The 15,730-nt window shown below is 60.2% G+C and carries 15 protein-coding genes; all 15 read right to left on the bottom strand.

Translation table 11 applies throughout. The annotated features are described in order from the left end of the window. Nucleotides 1-476: 476 nt before the first annotated feature. Nucleotides 477-752 (bottom strand): glutamine amidotransferase-related protein, encoded by a 276-nt coding sequence (locus tag C4334_RS09010; protein WP_352431755.1) that lies wholly within the window; start codon nt 750-752, stop codon nt 477-479. Between the two features lie 50 nt (nt 753-802). Next, nucleotides 803-1,399, bottom strand: coding sequence for a glutamine amidotransferase-related protein (locus C4334_RS09005; RefSeq protein ID WP_352431754.1), 597 nt, complete (start codon nt 1,397-1,399; stop codon nt 803-805). Between the two features lie 11 nt (nt 1,400-1,410). Beyond that, nucleotides 1,411-1,926: a hypothetical protein gene (locus C4334_RS09000; RefSeq protein WP_352431753.1), complete on the bottom strand. Its 516-nt coding sequence runs from the start codon at nt 1,924-1,926 to the stop codon at nt 1,411-1,413. Between the two features lie 88 nt (nt 1,927-2,014). After that, nucleotides 2,015-3,586 (bottom strand): NADH-quinone oxidoreductase subunit N, encoded by a 1,572-nt coding sequence (locus tag C4334_RS08995; protein WP_352431752.1) that lies wholly within the window; start codon nt 3,584-3,586, stop codon nt 2,015-2,017. Nucleotides 3,587-3,911: 325 nt separating this feature from the next. Beyond that, nucleotides 3,912-4,445: a TlpA family protein disulfide reductase gene (locus C4334_RS08990; protein WP_352431751.1), complete on the bottom strand. Its 534-nt coding sequence runs from the start codon at nt 4,443-4,445 to the stop codon at nt 3,912-3,914. A 67-nt stretch (nt 4,446-4,512) separates the two neighbouring features. Further along, nucleotides 4,513-6,090 (bottom strand): complex I subunit 4 family protein, encoded by a 1,578-nt coding sequence (locus C4334_RS08985; RefSeq protein WP_352431750.1) that lies wholly within the window; start codon nt 6,088-6,090, stop codon nt 4,513-4,515. A 95-nt stretch (nt 6,091-6,185) separates the two neighbouring features. Further along, the gene (gene nuoL / locus C4334_RS08980; RefSeq protein WP_352431749.1) at nt 6,186-8,438 is read right to left on the bottom strand and encodes an NADH-quinone oxidoreductase subunit L; all 2,253 of its coding nucleotides are present in this window, start codon (nt 8,436-8,438) and stop codon (nt 6,186-6,188) included. A gap of 70 nt (nt 8,439-8,508) precedes the next feature. Continuing rightward, on the bottom strand, nt 8,509-8,811 hold the full coding sequence (gene nuoK / locus C4334_RS08975; protein ID WP_352431748.1) for an NADH-quinone oxidoreductase subunit NuoK: 303 nt from the start codon (nt 8,809-8,811) through the stop codon (nt 8,509-8,511). Nucleotides 8,812-8,897: 86 nt separating this feature from the next. After that, nucleotides 8,898-9,467 (bottom strand): NADH-quinone oxidoreductase subunit J family protein, encoded by a 570-nt coding sequence (locus C4334_RS08970; protein ID WP_352431747.1) that lies wholly within the window; start codon nt 9,465-9,467, stop codon nt 8,898-8,900. Between the two features lie 101 nt (nt 9,468-9,568). Then, nucleotides 9,569-10,624, bottom strand: coding sequence for an NADH-quinone oxidoreductase subunit NuoH (nuoH, locus tag C4334_RS08965; RefSeq protein WP_352431746.1), 1,056 nt, complete (start codon nt 10,622-10,624; stop codon nt 9,569-9,571). A gap of 327 nt (nt 10,625-10,951) precedes the next feature. Beyond that, the gene (locus C4334_RS08960; protein ID WP_352431745.1) at nt 10,952-13,252 is read right to left on the bottom strand and encodes a molybdopterin-dependent oxidoreductase; all 2,301 of its coding nucleotides are present in this window, start codon (nt 13,250-13,252) and stop codon (nt 10,952-10,954) included. A gap of 7 nt (nt 13,253-13,259) precedes the next feature. Further along, nucleotides 13,260-13,388, bottom strand: coding sequence for a hypothetical protein (locus C4334_RS08955; RefSeq protein WP_352431744.1), 129 nt, complete (start codon nt 13,386-13,388; stop codon nt 13,260-13,262). A 53-nt stretch (nt 13,389-13,441) separates the two neighbouring features. Beyond that, on the bottom strand, nt 13,442-13,669 hold the full coding sequence (locus C4334_RS08950; protein WP_352431743.1) for a hypothetical protein: 228 nt from the start codon (nt 13,667-13,669) through the stop codon (nt 13,442-13,444). A gap of 113 nt (nt 13,670-13,782) precedes the next feature. Further along, nucleotides 13,783-15,087 carry an NADH-quinone oxidoreductase subunit NuoF gene (gene nuoF / locus C4334_RS08945; RefSeq protein ID WP_352431742.1) on the bottom strand — a complete coding sequence of 435 codons (1,305 nt, stop codon included), beginning with the start codon at nt 15,085-15,087 and terminating at the stop codon, nt 13,783-13,785. 82 nt (nt 15,088-15,169) lie between these two features. Next, nucleotides 15,170-15,676, bottom strand: a complete 507-nt coding sequence (gene nuoE / locus C4334_RS08940; RefSeq protein ID WP_352431741.1) for an NADH-quinone oxidoreductase subunit NuoE — start codon at nt 15,674-15,676, stop codon at nt 15,170-15,172. Between the last annotated feature and the right edge of the window lie 54 nt (nt 15,677-15,730).

The raw sequence follows: 15,730 nt of genomic DNA, 5'->3' as shown, positions 1-15,730 counted from the left end.
TGTAATCGGTCAATACATCTGAGACTCCGTGGGGGCCAACTCACCTCTCAACTTAGCCATGGTCACGCGAAGCGTACCTTGACCTCCAAGAGCCCCCCAAGGTAGCTTCGCTGACCTCCACACCTCTTGGCCGACGGTTGTAAGCTGCATCTGTGGGGACCTCCTTTCCTCGGAGTGGTCCTCACATTTTAGTTAAGGCAGTCTCAGGTGTGTCTGTCCGGGTTCATATTTTCGTGAGCAGTTCTCAACCCTTGTTCGCCATCGGCGACGTACATTGTGCCGTCCGAAGAGAGGGCGATGCCGAAGGGGTCACTCAACTCCACCGGAACAAGGAGCGTGTGAACACGAGAAAGAGGGGGGCGGCGCGCGTTCTCGATGGATGATGACCCATGCGGCGAGCAGCGCGCCGACGGCGAAAAGAACGAAGATAGACTGGTGCCAGCGCGCCGCGGCTCGACGTTTCACGACTTCTCGGATCAAGCTTCGATCTTCTCTGCGTGTTCGATCGCTTGCCGCAAGAAGTTTTCGAAAATGATGCGCCCGTCGCGCGATTCGTTGGGGTGTTCCCATCGCGTCGGGTTTTTGCGCCAGTCCTCGAAAGACTTTTCGAGATGGAATTGCACGGCGTAGATGAGTTGCCCAGCCTCGCGCCGGACCATCATCTGATTGCGGCAAAGGTAGCTCGTGGCGAGGAGCTTAAAGCCTTCGGGCACGCGATCGAGTTGCAGTCCGTGGTTCTGCCAAACGCGCAGGATGCGCGCTTCGAGCGTGTAATCCTGCCAGATGCCCGATTCCCGTTCGTTTATGCCGGCGAAGATCGGGTCCGTCGGATCAGTGATGCGGACGAAACGGTACTGGTATTCGCAGTGCCGGTTTTGCCGGCGTTGATGAGCCGGTCTAGCGTGACGACGCGCGCGCCGAAGCTCCACCCGATCAGTTGATGGCCGCCGCAGATGCCGAGCACGGCGGTTTTGGTTCGGCGGATGAACTCTTTGAACCGCTGAAGCAGTTGCTGATTGTAGTAGTCGAAATCGCTGAGCGTGCCGCTCAAGACGATGGCCTGCGGACGAAACCCTTCCGTCGCTTCGACGATCTCCGAAAGATGTGCGACTTCGGTCGCTGGCTGGCGGACGAGCCGCGCGACGTTGTTCAGAATGTTCTCGACAGCGAGCGCAGCGATCTCGCGTTCGCGTTGCAACTGCGTGCGCAGCTGACGGCCCCAATCGGCGCGCGCGCGGTCTGAGACGTCGCCTTCGTCGCGCAACAGGTCATCTATGACGAGGACGCGCGCCGCTCCGATCCGTTTTTCGATTGGCTCGTAGCGGCAAAAAGTCCGTTGATTGTAAGGGAAAGGGAGCGGCTCGGCTGCTGCAACGATCCTTTTTTGATCTTGTCCCATGCGCTTTTCGCTCACCCGCCGCGTTGGCGCGTGGTTTGATTGAATTGCGGCGCCGATGGTCCAGCGCCGATCTCTTCGATCTCGCGCCGCGCGTCGCCCAGTAAACGCGCGCGCACGCTGCGCCGAAAGACCGTCCCACGCCCTTCGGTCATGTGCTCGGTCAAAAGCAACAGGCGGTGAAACGCCGATTCAAGATCATCGGCGAGGCGCGAGATCCGCGTAATATCATACGGCACGGCGACTGATTTGCAACCCAGACGAGCGAAAGTGGCGAGGTAACGGGCGGTCGCTAGATCCGGGCAGTGCACGCGTCGTCGGCCCACTTTGAGTTCGACGCCGAGCAGCGTGTGCTGGATTTCGACGCGCTTATTGCCGCGCGCAACTGCAGGCAGAGAACAGGCGCGCGTGCGTTGCGCGCGAACGCGTTCGCGGTAGATGCGCGGCAACCACTCGTCGCCGAGCGCGTTTTTGATTTCGGCGACGATCGCTTCAACCGTCGCTGCGCGCGGTTGCCGACGGGCACGCATGAGACTTCACCTTATTCCTTGCGGGATCTGAAGCCGCTTTGTCGAGAGCGATCCTGGTCACCGGGCGTTGAAGCGAGTTGATCCGTCTTCAAAAAAGCAACCCGCTCACCACCGAAGGTGAAGCTTGAAAAGCTTCGATCACTCTGCCGGGAAAAATCCCGAGGTAAAAGATCCCGACCACGGCGAGGGCGAGCGCAATCGCCAAACTTGCTGGCACGGTCGGCGCACTCCACGCTCCGCTCCGTTCGCGGAAGAACATGACAACGATCAAGCGCAAATAATAGTAGGCTGACACCACCGTGTTGAGCACGGCGACGACGACCAGCCCGACGTAACCTTGGTCGAGCGCCGCGCTGAAGACCATCACTTTGCCCATGAAGCCTGCCGTCAGTGGAACACCCAATAGGCTGAGCAGTGAGACGGAGAAGGCGAAGGCGAGCCATGGTGAATTGAAGCCGATGCCGTTGTAGTCTTCGATCTCGGTACGGCGGTCGCCGCTGCGCGCCAAGACTGTCACCACGGCGAAAGCGCCAAGCGTCATGATCGAGTAAACGAGCAGATAGAAGACCACCGCCGCGATGGCTTCGTTTCGTTGCGTCAAGTCTTGCGCGGTGCCCGCTGCCACCAGCCCGACGAGCACGTAGCCAGCGTGTGCGATGGATGAATAAGCGAGCATTCGTTTGACGTTCGATTGAATCACGGCGGCTGTGTTCCCAACCGTCATCGTGATGACGGCTAAGACGACCAGCGCCGCAATCCATGCCGAATGGAGGCGCTGGGCCGTGCCTGCGGCGACGACAAACGGGAAGCCGAAAAGAAAGACGCGCATGAACGAAGCGAAGCCCGCTGCTTTCGGTCCGGCGGCCATGAAAGCCGTCACGGGCGTCGGCGCGCCCTCATAGACATCCGGCGTCCAGACGTGAAACGGCGCGGTGGCGACCTTGAAGCCGAAGCCGATCAGCAGCATCGCTGCGCCCGCAAAAAGGAGCGGCGGATAGAGCGCCGTATCAAGCCGTTGTGCGATCTCGCGGATGTTGGTCGTGCCCGGCGCGCCGTTGGCCATCGCCGTCGCGCCGTAGATAAGCGCCGTCCCATAAAGCAGAAAGGCCGATGAGAAGGAGCCGAGGATGAAATATTTCATCGAGGCTTCGTTCGAGCGCACGTCGGTGCGGCGAAATCCAGCCATCACATAGGTCGAGATCGAAAGGAGCTCTAATCCGAGAAAGATCATCACCAGATCGCCGCCCGAAGCCATCAGCATCATGCCAACGGTGGCGAAAAGAAGGAGCGCATGAAATTCGCCCGCGGGCAATCTCTCCAACTCGACCCAGAGCATCGAAAGGAGCACGCTCAAGGCCGAAACGACCAGAAAGACGAGCGTGAACGAAAGGCGCAACCGGTCAAGGACGATCATGCCGAAAAAGGCCTCGGTTGGCCCCGTCCAACCGGTCCACAACCAAACGCATGAGATGGCAGCGGCGATCAGACCGGCGAGCGAGATGCCGCCCGTCACCCATCTCTGGTCTAGCCGTTTGGTGAAAGCGTCAACGAGCATGACGAGCACGCCCGCGCCCGCGACGATCAACTCCGGCAGGAGAAGCCATAGGTTGACATCGGCAGCTTGCTGCAGTGCGGTTTGCAATGCAAAGGATGAATTCATATTCGCCTATCGATCCCTCGTGTCTATGCGTCTCTTATGATCCTAGAATCAAGCTTGCGAAAGCTTTCCTCGCATCGAGTTGCAGAGCGGTGCTGCTGAAAGTCCTCTGCGCCTTCGATTCGGATAGACTTCATGCGGCGATCGCTCGCCCAAAACGTTCTCTATTCGCGGAACGAGTTCCTGTCTCTGTTCGCCGACGACCTCCCAGTCGTAATTGGTTCCGACCCGGAGATGTTGAAGCGAAATTTCTCGTCACGGCCATGATTTTGCTCGCCTTATGCCCTTCGGGTCAATCAGCATCGCTTGCGGCCAGGTCTTTCCCCCGTCATTGGTCGCCCTCTAGAAGCGCATCGAGCCTTTGGCGAATGACCTTCTTGTAAACCTCGGGCGTCGCCATGCCGACGTGCGGCTTGCCCGCGGGCTTGCCTTCGCGGTCGAAGAAGATGACCAGCGGCATGCGGACGCGCGACGAAAATCGGCTGTAGACGACCTGCCGTGGGTCGCGCAAGACCGGGATGGTCAAGCGGTTATCGCGTGCGAAATTTCGCAGCGTCCAATCGGATCGCTCCTCCTCGGTCTCGATGCTCACCCAAAGGAATTCTACCGGCTTGCTTGCATACTCGCGCTTTAATTCTTCGAGCGCTTCGAGTTCGACGAGGCACGGCGCGCACCAAGACGCGCCAAAAGAGACGAGCACGACCTTGCCGCGGAAACGAGCGAGATCGTAGGTCTTGCCATCCACGCCGCGGAACTTGACCTCAGCGCCGCCGTCTGCGCAGACGATTGGCCCCACCGCGATTGCGATCAGGAGCGCGGCATGGATCAAAGAACAGATCGCAGACCCTTTTCGATTAGCCATTCTCATCGCTTGCTTTTTCATGAAACTTCATTGCACAGCGTTGGGTCCGTCGCACGCCGTTACGAAATCAACGCGCAGCGACGCGAGTCGTTGTGCTATCGGTCGGTTTAGCGGCGACGGAGCCGCCGCCTTTCGCCAGCATGATGCGCTCGCGCACTTCGAGCACGCTATCGCGCGAACGGCTCAAGAAAGGTTTCGGATAAACGCCCATCACGACCATGAGCACAAGCAACGGCACGAGCAGTCCGCGCTCGCGCGCGTTCAGATCCTTCAGATGCGCGTTCTCTTCGTTGGTCACTGGGCCGAAGACGACGCGCTGCAGCATCCAAAGCAAGTAGACGGCGGCGAAGATGACGCCCGTCGCCGCGAGCATCGTCACCACCCAAGGATGACGGATCGAATCCGATAACCAAGTGCCGAGGAGCACGAGGAATTCGCCGACGAAGCCGTTCAGCGCCGGGAGTCCGATCGAAGAGAGCGAGGCGATGACGAAGAAGGTCGAAAACCACGGCATCGGATGGGCTAATCCGCCGAATTCCGAGATCAAGCGCGTATGGCGTCGTTCGTAGATCATGCCGACGATCAAAAAGAGCGCGCCGGTCGAAACGCCGTGATTGAGCATCTGGTAGAGCGCGCCCTGCATCCCCTGTTCGGTGAACGAAAAAAGCCCGAGGATGACGAAGCCCATGTGGCTGACGGACGAATAAGCGACGAGCCGCTTGACGTCGGGCTGGACCATCGCGACGAGCGCGCCGTAGATGATGCCGATGATGGCGAGCGTCACCATCATCGGCGCGAAATCGCGCGCCGCATTGGGGAAGAGCGCGAGGTTGAAACGAAGCAGACCATAGGTTCCCATCTTCAAAAGGATCCCGGCCAAGATCACCGAACCGGCAGTGGGCGCTTCCGTGTGTGCATCCGGCAGCCACGTGTGCAGCGGGAAGACGGGGACTTTGATGGCGAAGGCGAGCGCAAAGGCGAGGAAGAGCCAGAATTCAGCGCGCGCCGAAAGCGTTACGGTCCCGGCGCGCATTGCGCTGAGAATCGATGGGTAATCGAACGTCCCGTAGAAATAGTAGAGCGCGATGATGCCGACGAGCATCAAGAGGCTGCCAACCGCCGTGTAGAGGAAGAACTTGACCGCCGCGTAGATACGCCGCTCGCCGCTTCCCCAAACGCCGATCAGGAAGAACATCGGCACAAGTGACGCCTCGAAGAAAAGGTAGAAGACGAGCAGGTCGAGCGAGACGAAGACGCCGATCATCGCGCTCTCAAGTAGCAGCATGAACATGAAGAAGGCGAGCGGGCGCTTTTCGATCTTCCAGCTGGCGAGGATTGAAATGGGCACGAGCAGCGTCGTCAGGATGACGAGCCAGAGGCTGATCCCATCGACGCCGACGTGGTAGCGCGCGCCGATCGATTCGATCCACGCGCGGTTCTCCTCGAAGATGAAGCCGCTCAACATGCTCGGCTCGCCGCCGCGAATGAGAAGCAGCGAAAGCGCGAAGGTGGCTAGCGAAAAACCGAGCGCGATCCAACGGTAGTGCGTCGGTCTTCTATAGGGCGCAAAACCGTGCGCGGCGGTCGCCAGCGCGCCGATGAACGGCAACAGGATCAGAGCAGAGATCAAGTTCTGTTGAAGCATCTTCGATCAACCTTGAACGTCGTTTGAATTCGCTGCTAGCTCAGCCCTTGAATCACACGAAGACGTCGTGGGCAAAGAGCGCGCCGCACGCCCGTTTATTGACGGATGAGCAACAGCACGCTGTAGTAGGCGAAATATCCGATCAAGATGAGCGCGCCGACGAGCATGATCGCCGCGTAAGCCCGAACGAAGCCCGGTTGTAGACGGCGCGCGAGCGAACCGAGTTGCGCGACGCCATCGGCGATCGCGTGGAGCGTGCCATCGATCGCGCCAACATCGAATATCTTCCACAGCCCTTCGCGCGAGCCGACGAGGAGCGGTTTGACGATCACGGCATCGTATGCTTCGTCAACGTAATACTTGTTCTCCAGCAAGCGCGGCATCTGAAGCAGCGGGCGTTTGCTGAAGACGCTCCAGCCGATGCCGATGCCGATGAGCGCGATGACTACGGAGATCGCGCTGAAGATTCGCTCCAGACGCACCTCTTCCGGCGAGTGTGCCGCGTGCTTCGCCGTCTCGTGTTTCGCCTCTTCGCGGAGACCCGGTTGCGGCTCGGTCGTCGTCCTCGTTCTTTCGTGCGCTGCCGATTGCGCGATCCTTTTTTCGATAGCGGCAGCCTCCGCATGGGTCGGCGCATGTGCGACGGCGGGTTCAAGGGTCTTTTCGAAGTAGTTGGGAATCGCGCCGCCGCTCAGCGCGTATGGCACGCCGACGAGTCCGCCGAAAGTCGAAAGCACGGCGAGAACGATGAGCGGGATGGTCATCACCGCAGGCGATTCGTGTGGCGTCACCGGACCGTGGTCGCTTGCATGCTGGTCATGGGCGCGAAGCGCATGGTGGCTGGTGGAAGCGTGAATGGCATGGTGCGGTTTGGCTGCCGTGTCGCCCGCGTGCGCTTCGTCTGCTTGTCCGCCAGCCTGGGCTTCGCGGAAGCGCTCTTCGCCCCAGAAGGTCATGACCATCAAGCGCGTCATGTAAACGGCGGTCAACAGGGCGGTGATCGCGCCAATGGCCCAGAGCGCGCGGCTTGCGCCGTGTGGGATGGCGAAGGCTTCCGTGCTCCAAGTTTTCCAGAGGATTTCGTCCTTGGAGAAGAAGCCGGCGAAGATCGGGATGCCGCAGATCGCCAACCAGCCCGTGATCATGGTGGCGAAAGTGATCGGCATGTACTTACGTAATCCGCCCATGCGCCGCATGTCTTGTTCGTGATGCATGGCATGGATGACGCTGCCCGAACCAAGAAAGAGCAGCGCTTTGAAGAAAGCGTGCGTCATCACGTGAAAGATCGCCGCGACGAACGCGCCGACGCCACAGGCGAGCATCATGTAGCCGATTTGCGAGATGGTCGAATAGGCGAGCACCTTCTTGATGTCGTTCTGCGCTAGGCCGATGGTTGCGGCAAAAAGGGCCGTCACAGCGCCGATCACGGCGACGATGAACATGGCCGTCGGCGCGTGCGCGTAGATCGGCGAACAGCGGACGATCATGTAGACGCCGGCGGTGACCATGGTCGCGGCGTGGATCAGGGCGGAGACCGGCGTCGGACCAGCCATCGCGTCCGGCAACCAGACGTAGAGCGGGATTTGCGCCGATTTGCCGGTCGCACCGATGAAGAGCAGGATCGCGGCTGAAGTGATGCCGCCGGCGAAAAGCGCGCTCCAAGCGAACGGCTCAACTGGCATCTCGCCGATGATGCGCAGCGCGCTCGGCAGATCCGGCTTGTCGAAGAAGCTGATTGAACCGGTCAGGAAGAAGATGAGCATGACGCCCAAGATCACGCCCCAATCGCCGACGCGGTTGGCGATGAAGGCTTTTTTCGCCGCTACGCGCGCTTCATCGCGGTCCAAGTAGTAGCCGATCAACAGGTACGAGCAGAGGCCGACCCCTTCCCAGCCGACGAACATGAGCAGCAGGTTGTCGCCGAGCACGAGCACGAGCATCATGAACATGAAGAGGTTCATGTAGGAGAAGAAGCGATAGAACCCGCTGTCGCCATGCATGTAGCCGGTGGCGAAGATGTGGATGAGAAGGCCGACGCCCGTGATGAAGAGCGCGTAGATACCGCTCAACCGGTCCATCGCTAGCGCGAAATCGGCGCGGAAAGTTCCGACCTCGATCCACGTCCAGAGGTGTTCGAGGATGGGGGCTTCAGCGCGCAGCGCGCCCGTCTCGGGCCGAAAGGCCGCGATGAAAGCGAAGACGGTGGAGATCCCGACCGCCGTGCAAGCGACCGTGCCGATGAAGGCTTCGTTGCGCAGGCGACGTCCGATGAGCCAGTTGATGGCCGCGCCGACGAGCGGCGCGAAGATGATGATGCTCAAAACGTGCTGGTTGATGAATTCAGTCATGGCGATACAGGCGACCGATCAAATCGAAGCTAATCCGCCAAGAGAACTCGATGAAGAGATCGCTTCGCGCTCAATCTCTGAGCACGCTCGCGTCATCTACGTCAAGCGACAGGCGGTTGCGGAAGATGGCGATGATGATGCCGAGCCCGACGGCTGCTTCCGCTGCCGCCACCGTCACCACGATGAAGACGAAAAGCTGCCCCGTCACGTCGCGGAAGAAGCTCGAAAAGGCGACGAACGTGATGTTGGTCGCGTTGAGCATCAGCTCGATGCACATGAACATCGCGATCGCATTGCGCTTGATGATGACGCCCGCCGCGCCGATGGTGAAGAGCACGGCGGAAAGAGCCAGATACCACGATAACGGAACCATCTTCTATGTGTCCTCGCGATGCGGTTTTGCAGCGAATCCTCCGCTTGTGCGTTCAACGTCCTTCGCCGATCGAGCGAATCGCGGCATCAATCGGCGCTCGTCTGGCTGCGCTCTTCTTCCGCTGCACGCCGTCTGGGTCTGTTGATTTCCAACGTCGGTACGCGGCGCGCCAACGTAATCGCGCCGACGATCGCCATCAAGATCAGAAGCGACGTGATCTCGAACGGCAAAAGGTATTTCGTAAAAAGGCCCGTGCCGACCGAGGCCGTCAACCCGACGTTCGATTGGGTCGCTGGCGGCGGGTTGTAGGCGGAAGTTTCGACGAAGTAGATGATGAACGCCGTCTCCGCAAAGAGCAGCGCCGCGAGAAAGATGCCGAGCGGTATCAGATAGCGCAGGCGGAGCGGACGGCGCACCTCTTCTTCGACGTTCAGGAGCATGATGACGAAGACGACGAGCACCATGATCGCGCCCGCATAGACGATCACCTGAATGGCCGCGATGAAGGGCGCAGCGAGCGTCACGTAAATCCCAGCCATGCCGAGAAAGACGCCGATCAAGGCGATGGCGCTGTAGAGCGGATTACGTTGCGCCACCATCGCCACGGCGCAGCCGATGGTCAACACGGCCAACAGCAGAAAGATCAAAATCGTCATCGTTCAATCGGAGCGAAACAACCTGTTTCGTCTTGCGTCGTTCAATCGGAGTCCAAAGAGCTTATCGTTTGCCGCGCTTGGCCGAAGCCCAAATGGCTTCGTCACAGCACGCCGAGCCAGACGAGCGTCGCCGTCAACACGACGTTGAGCAGCGCGACCGGCAACAGGAACTTCCAACCGAAAGCCATCAGTTGATCGAACCGAAAACGCGGCAGCGTGCCGCGCAGCCAGATGTAGAGGAACAGGAAGAAGAAGACTTTGACGAAAAAGCCGATGACGCTAAAGACGGCGAAAGGAACTGAGCCCGGAGCGAACAGCAGCGACAATCCGGGCACGTTCCAACCGCCCAGAAAGAGCGTCGTCGCCAGCACCGAGACGGTGAACATGTTGATGTACTCAGCCATGAAGAAGAGCGCGAACTTAAGCGCGCTGTACTCGGTGTGGAATCCGGCGACCAGCTCGGTTTCGGCTTCCGGCAGATCGAACGGCACGCGGTTGGTCTCCGCGATCGCCGATGTCAAATAGACGATGAAGCCGATGAATTGCGGAAAGATGTTCCACTTCGCTCCGTACCAGCCGGACTGCTGCTCGACGATCTCATATAGATCGAGCGTTCCGCTCATCAAGATGACGCCGACGAGCGAAAGCCCCAGCGACAGTTCGTAAGAGATCATCTGTGCCGAAGAGCGCAGACCGCCCATCAGGCTGTATTTGCTGTTCGATGCCCAGCCAGCGAGCACGATCCCATAAACGCCGATCGAGGTGACGGCCAAGACGTAAAGGAGCGCGATGTCGAAACGCGCGATCACTAGCTCGACCTGCCCGAAATAAGGGAGCGTGACGCGCGGGCCGAACGGATAGACGATCAGCGTCATCATCGCCGACGTGACGGCGATGACGGGCGCGAGGAAATAGACGAAGCGCGTCGATTTGTCGGGCACGATCTCCTCTTTGAAGATGAATTTAAGGAGATCGGCGAAGGGCTGCAGCACGCCACCCGGACCAACGCGGTTCGGCCCCAAACGCCCCTGGATGAAACCGAGGATGCGTCGCTCGGCCAAGACCGTGTAGGCGACGATCATCAAAACGACGTTGAAAGTGATGAAGATGGCTAGGAACTGCAGCGCGGCTTGGATGTAAGGGTTGCTCAAATCCATGGCGAACCTACCGGATCCGTGACGGGAAAACAAATTATGGTACTGATCGCGTCTTGCGCGCGCAAGTCGGCAGAAGCCGAAAATGGCGGCAAGAGCGAAAATCCGCGGCGGTCACTTCGCGCGCAACCGGTCGCGCGGAATCCATCAGGCCTCTCATCATGTGAATGGCGGTTGTTCCATTCTCAACGGTCCGCCATGAGCGATGACGACTTCAATTAACCGGACCGCTGCGGTCAATCGGCGCGAGCCATGGGAATGCGCGCCCACGCCAAATTCACAGAGCGACGTCGCGGCGCGACCCTTGAGGCGAACGACTTGGACAACAGATCAATCGCCAGCTACGGCCATCTCTTCTCTTCGTTTGCGCAGCGCCGCATCGATCGTCAATTGGATGAGCGGCGACGACGCGAGCGTGTTCTCCGGCTTCGGATTGCCTGCCGCGAGGTAATGGAACTGCGGCAATTTCTCGGTCAATGTGCCGAGTTTGAACAGCTCATGGCCGACGGGCGGCGTCTCCGTGATCTTCGGAGCAGCTTCGTCCATTTGCGCAACCGCTGCGTGCAACGCTTCGATCTCGCTCCCGATGTCGCGCCGCTCTGCGAGCGCGTGCTTGACCTGCACGGGGCGCGATTCGTCCTTCAGCAACGGGTAGCGCAACCCCTGATAAGCCGGGACGTTGGCTGCGATGTCGCGGAAGATAGCGCTCGCCGATAGCTCGATGCCGAATTTCGCCCCCATCGCTTCCGCCACCGAAGCGACGATCAGCCAATCCGGTTTCGACAGGTGCACGGGCGGAATCGCTTGACGCACGCGCTGGACCTGCCCGGCGTTGTTCGTAAACGTGCCGTCAACTTCGGCGAAAGAGGCTGCCGGCAGCACGACATCTGCATGCTCGGTCGTTTCGGTCTCGAACAGTTCCTGCACGACGAGCAGGTCCAATCGCCCGAGCTTTTCGGCCCGCCCATCGAGTTGTTGTCGCAGGAAGCTCCCGGCGACGTAGAGGGCGCGGATAGGTTCGCCCGCCGCATCGAGCATTTCGGTCGCCGTCATCGCGCCGCGCATTAGCCCCATGTCGTGGACGCCGACGCTGTTGTTGAAAAGGGGCAGCGGATGGAAGAGAAAGCGTCGTCCGTCGCCTGCATAAAGGTGCGGCAGTTGAGCGACGGCTTTCTGCGCCGCTGGACTCAACTGACCGAACGCGATCACGACGGTGCCTTGCGTTTCGCCGAGCGCGCGGCGGGCCCGCTCGATCTCGCTCGCTTCGACTCCCATCTTACGCGCCGCCAATTCGGTTTCGTCGCGCGCGACGAGCGCAAGAACGAAAGCCTCTTCCGCACCGGGTCGGGAGTGGATGAACTGCGCCGCGTTCTTCGTCAAACGAATTGGCACGCTGTTGACGACGATCAAGCGCGCGCCGCCGTTGCGGACGGCTTGACGGATCTGTTTGCCGGTGAGCGGCTGAAGTTCCTCTGGCTCGCCGCCGATCAGCAAGATGGTTTGCGCGTCGCGTATGTCGCGGTGCGTGGCGAGCGGCGCGCTCATGTTCTCAAAGAACGGCACGAGCGAGAAGGCATCGGTCGCCGTGTAGTTCTCCGTTCCGATGACATCGCGCGCAAAACGCAGCAGCGTGTAGTTCGCTTCGTTGGTCAAGCGCGGGCTGCCAACGACGCCGATCGCTTCTGGTCCATGCGCATCCCTGATAGCGGACAGGCGTTGCGCGACGAACTCGACGGCCTGATCCCACGTAGCGGGGAGCAGTTTGCCGCCCTTGCGGTAGCGGATCATGGGCGTGCGCAGGCGCGCTTGGTGATTGACGAACGGATGCGAAGCGAAGCGCCCTTTGACGCACAGGAACTCGCCGTTGATGCCGTTGACGTAGCGGTCGCGCGCCACCGTGCGCAGGACCTCTTCGCCACGCGCGCCGAGCGCCAACTGGCATCCGTCGGAACAGAAGGTGCAAGTCGAGATCGTGCGCACAAGCTCCCACGGGCGCGCCTGATGGCGATAGGTCGCGTCGAGCAGCGTCCCCGTCGGGCAGACCTCGATGCAGTTGCCGCACTGCGAGCAGTTGAGCCAATCGCCGTAGGCGCTGATGATGGTCGCCGCGCCGCGCCCGCCAGCCTCGATCGCCTCTTCGCCCATCCACTCATCGCAAACGCGCGTGCACCGTTTGCAGAGGATGCAACGTTGCGGGTCGTTGGCGACCATCGGCGAAAGATAGCGCTCAGGCTGATAGTTCTTCGGTTCGATGAAACGCTCTTCGAGATTGCCCCAATCGAACGTCAGCTCTTGTAGCTCGCATTCGCCGCCGCGATCGCAAACAGGGCAATCGAGCGGATGGTTGGCGAGCAAAAATTCGAGCATGCCGCGCCGCGCCTTTTCGATCTCTTCTGATTCGGTCGTCACCACCATACCGTCGGTGACCGTCACCGTGCAAGAGGTCTGAAGCTTCGGCATCTTCTCGATGCGCACCAAGCACATGCGACACGAAGCTTGCAACGCGAGATCGGCGTAGTAGCAGAACGACGGCACGGCGTGCCCCTTCTCGCGGCACACGTCGATGAGCAAGCGACCTTTCTCGACCTCGTAAACTTCGCCGTTGATGGTAACTTTGACTAGTTCCGCCATGACACTCTCATTTGAGTTTGTTGACTGTCTGATCCGAATGCGCTGGGTTGGGCACCAGCCTTCCGTTGACCGGACCGAGGAACAGGTCCAGTGTTTCGGACCCCGTCTGCCCGATCAAAACTTCGTTGCCGAGCAACTCCTTTAAACGTGCGCCTATTGCCGATGACCATGACGGGCCGCCCGACGACGTTAACCGCTTCTTTCTCGCCCATCGGCGGATTTGGCGGCCTCTTGATGCAACGCTTCAAGCCCAAGCGCTTTGACGACATTCGTTGGCAAAACCGTGCGGACAGCGCCCGCGATGAACGGCGCTTCGGTCTCGCAGGCTCGCATCTGCTCCGGCGGCAGTTGGCCGCAGCGGGCGAGCGATTCCTCCGCCGCATTGATCAGCTTGAGCTGTGCTCGGGTGTTTCCCACCGGTCGTTCCCGCCGCCTTGCGGCACCACTCGCAGCGCTCATCTCTTGCGAAGCGACTCCACATCACCAGCGGCGACTGCCTCTTGCGCCGCACCTTCGTGCGATCTCGTCGCTTAAGCGACGGCGCGTTCCCGTTCGACGAGCGGCACCAAATGGCGTTTGAAGTCTTCGGGGAAGCGCTTGATCGCCGATTGGATCGGCCACGCTGCTGCATCGCCCAGCGGGCAGAAGGACTTGCCCTCGATGTTGTCGCACAGATCCAAAAGCAACTGCGCGTCTTCGGGCCGCCCTTCGCCGCGCGCAATGCGCTTGAAGGCTTTGACCAGCCAGTCGGTCCCCTCGCGGCACGGCGTGCACCAACCGCACGATTCGTGTTTGTAGAACTCAATCAGGTTCTTGGTCGATTCGAAGATGTCAACCGTATCGTCCATGACGATGAAGCCGCCGGAGCCGACCATCGAACCGGCAGCGACCAATCCCTCGTAGTCCATGCGCACATCCTTGCCGATGATGTCGTCGGCGCTCATGATGTAGACGCTGGAGCCGCCGGGGATGACGGCCTTCAGCTTCCGCCCGTTCGGGATGCCGCCGCAATCCTCCATGATGAATCTCTCCATGTCGTCGTATCCCATCGGCAGCTCGTAGACGCCCGGGTATTTGACGTGACCGGAGACGGACCAAAGTTTGGTCCCGCCGCTCTTTTCGGTGCCCAAACCGCGATAAGCATCGCCGCCATGCATGATAATCCACGGGACGGCGCAGAGCGTCTCAACGTTGTTGACCACAGTCGGGCAGCCGTAAAGTCCGGCGACTGCGGGAAAGGGCGGCTTCATGCGTGGGTGTCCGCGCAAGCCTTCGAGCGAATTGAGCAGCGCTGTCTCTTCGCCGCAGATGTAGGCGCCAGCGCCCGTGTGCGTGTAGACCTCGCAGGAGAAATCAGTTCCGAAGATGCGCTCGCCGACTAGTCCGGCTGCTCGCGCCTCTTCGATCGCTTGATCCATGATGTCGATCAGGTACTTGTATTCGCCGCGCGTATAGCAGTAGGCCGTGTGCGCACCGAGCGCGTAGGCCGCGATCAACATGCCTTCGATCAACATGTGCGGATCGCGCTCCATCAGGTAGCGGTCCTTGAACGTGCCCGGTTCGGATTCGTCTGCATTGCAGACGACGTATTTCGGCTTAGGCGAATCCTTCGGGACGAAGCTCCACTTCGTGCCCGTCGGGAAGCCCGCGCCGCCCCGCCCGCGAAGCGCCGACTTTTTGACCTCGTTGATCACGTCTTCTGGCGACATCGTCGTGAGCGCTTTGCGGAGCGCTTCGTAGCCGCCGTGCCGCCGATAGGTTTCAAGCAAACGGGAGTTCTCCAAATTGAACCGCGCAAGCAGAAGCGGTTCGCAACCGATGGCTTCGATACGCATAGGCTTTCTTAACGAGAGCGATAGGCGATGGGCGCTCGAGCGTTTCAGGCTCTATCTTCGCCGTCGCCCATCTTGGTCGCTCCTACTCCTTCAACGAATCAAGGATCTCATCCACTCTTTCCGGCGTCAGGTTCTCGTAGTAATCGAACCCGATCTGCATCGCCGGAGCGGTGCCGCACGAACCTAAACATTCGACCCATGAGAGCGTAAAGCGCCCGTCGGGCGTCGTCTCGCCCGGCTCGATGCCAAGCTTCTTCGAGATGCGCTCGACGATCTTATCGGCACCGAGAAGCTGGCACGAGAGCGTGCGGCAGACCTGAATGTGGTACTTGCCGACCGGTTTCAGGTTGATCATCGTGTAGAAAGTGGCTACTTCCCACACGTCCGTGATCGTCAGGTCCAGCCGGCGCGCGATGTAGGCGATGCCGGCGGCATCTAGGTAGCCGCGCTCGCGTTGGACGATGAACATGATCGGCAAGATGGCCGAACGCTTGACCGGATACTTGGCGATGTGCCGGTCGATCTCGGCCTCGACTTCTGGCGAAAAGCTTTGAATCTCCTCTTCGATCTCTTTCGGTAAAGGATTCATAGTCTCATTTAGTCGGGCGGAGGAAGTCCCTTAGGATCCCTTCCCGAAACGCCC

The sequence above is a fragment of the Pyrinomonas sp. genome, assembly GCF_040289685.1.
Taxonomy (GTDB): Bacteria; Acidobacteriota; Blastocatellia; order Pyrinomonadales; family Pyrinomonadaceae; genus Pyrinomonas.
Note: the sequence above shows the minus strand (reverse complement) of the source record. Positions and strands in the feature narration are given on the sequence as shown.

Excerpts from the sequence above, each read along its gene's own strand:
- C4334_RS09005 (WP_352431754.1), bottom strand. The coding sequence starts at position 1,399 with ATGGGACAAGATCAAAAAAGGATCGTTGCAGCAGCCGAGCCGCTCCCT.
- C4334_RS09000 (WP_352431753.1), bottom strand. The coding sequence starts at position 1,926 with ATGCGTGCCCGTCGGCAACCGCGCGCAGCGACGGTTGAAGCGATCGTC.
- C4334_RS08995 (WP_352431752.1), bottom strand. The coding sequence starts at position 3,586 with ATGAATTCATCCTTTGCATTGCAAACCGCACTGCAGCAAGCTGCCGAT.
- C4334_RS08990 (WP_352431751.1), bottom strand. The coding sequence starts at position 4,445 with ATGGCTAATCGAAAAGGGTCTGCGATCTGTTCTTTGATCCATGCCGCG.
- C4334_RS08985 (WP_352431750.1), bottom strand. The coding sequence starts at position 6,090 with ATGCTTCAACAGAACTTGATCTCTGCTCTGATCCTGTTGCCGTTCATC.
- nuoL (WP_352431749.1), bottom strand. The coding sequence starts at position 8,438 with ATGACTGAATTCATCAACCAGCACGTTTTGAGCATCATCATCTTCGCG.
- nuoK (WP_352431748.1), bottom strand. The coding sequence starts at position 8,811 with ATGGTTCCGTTATCGTGGTATCTGGCTCTTTCCGCCGTGCTCTTCACC.
- C4334_RS08970 (WP_352431747.1), bottom strand. The coding sequence starts at position 9,467 with ATGACGATTTTGATCTTTCTGCTGTTGGCCGTGTTGACCATCGGCTGC.
- nuoH (WP_352431746.1), bottom strand. The coding sequence starts at position 10,624 with ATGGATTTGAGCAACCCTTACATCCAAGCCGCGCTGCAGTTCCTAGCC.
- C4334_RS08960 (WP_352431745.1), bottom strand. The coding sequence starts at position 13,252 with ATGGCGGAACTAGTCAAAGTTACCATCAACGGCGAAGTTTACGAGGTC.
- nuoF (WP_352431742.1), bottom strand. The coding sequence starts at position 15,087 with ATGCGTATCGAAGCCATCGGTTGCGAACCGCTTCTGCTTGCGCGGTTC.
- nuoE (WP_352431741.1), bottom strand. The coding sequence starts at position 15,676 with ATGAATCCTTTACCGAAAGAGATCGAAGAGGAGATTCAAAGCTTTTCG.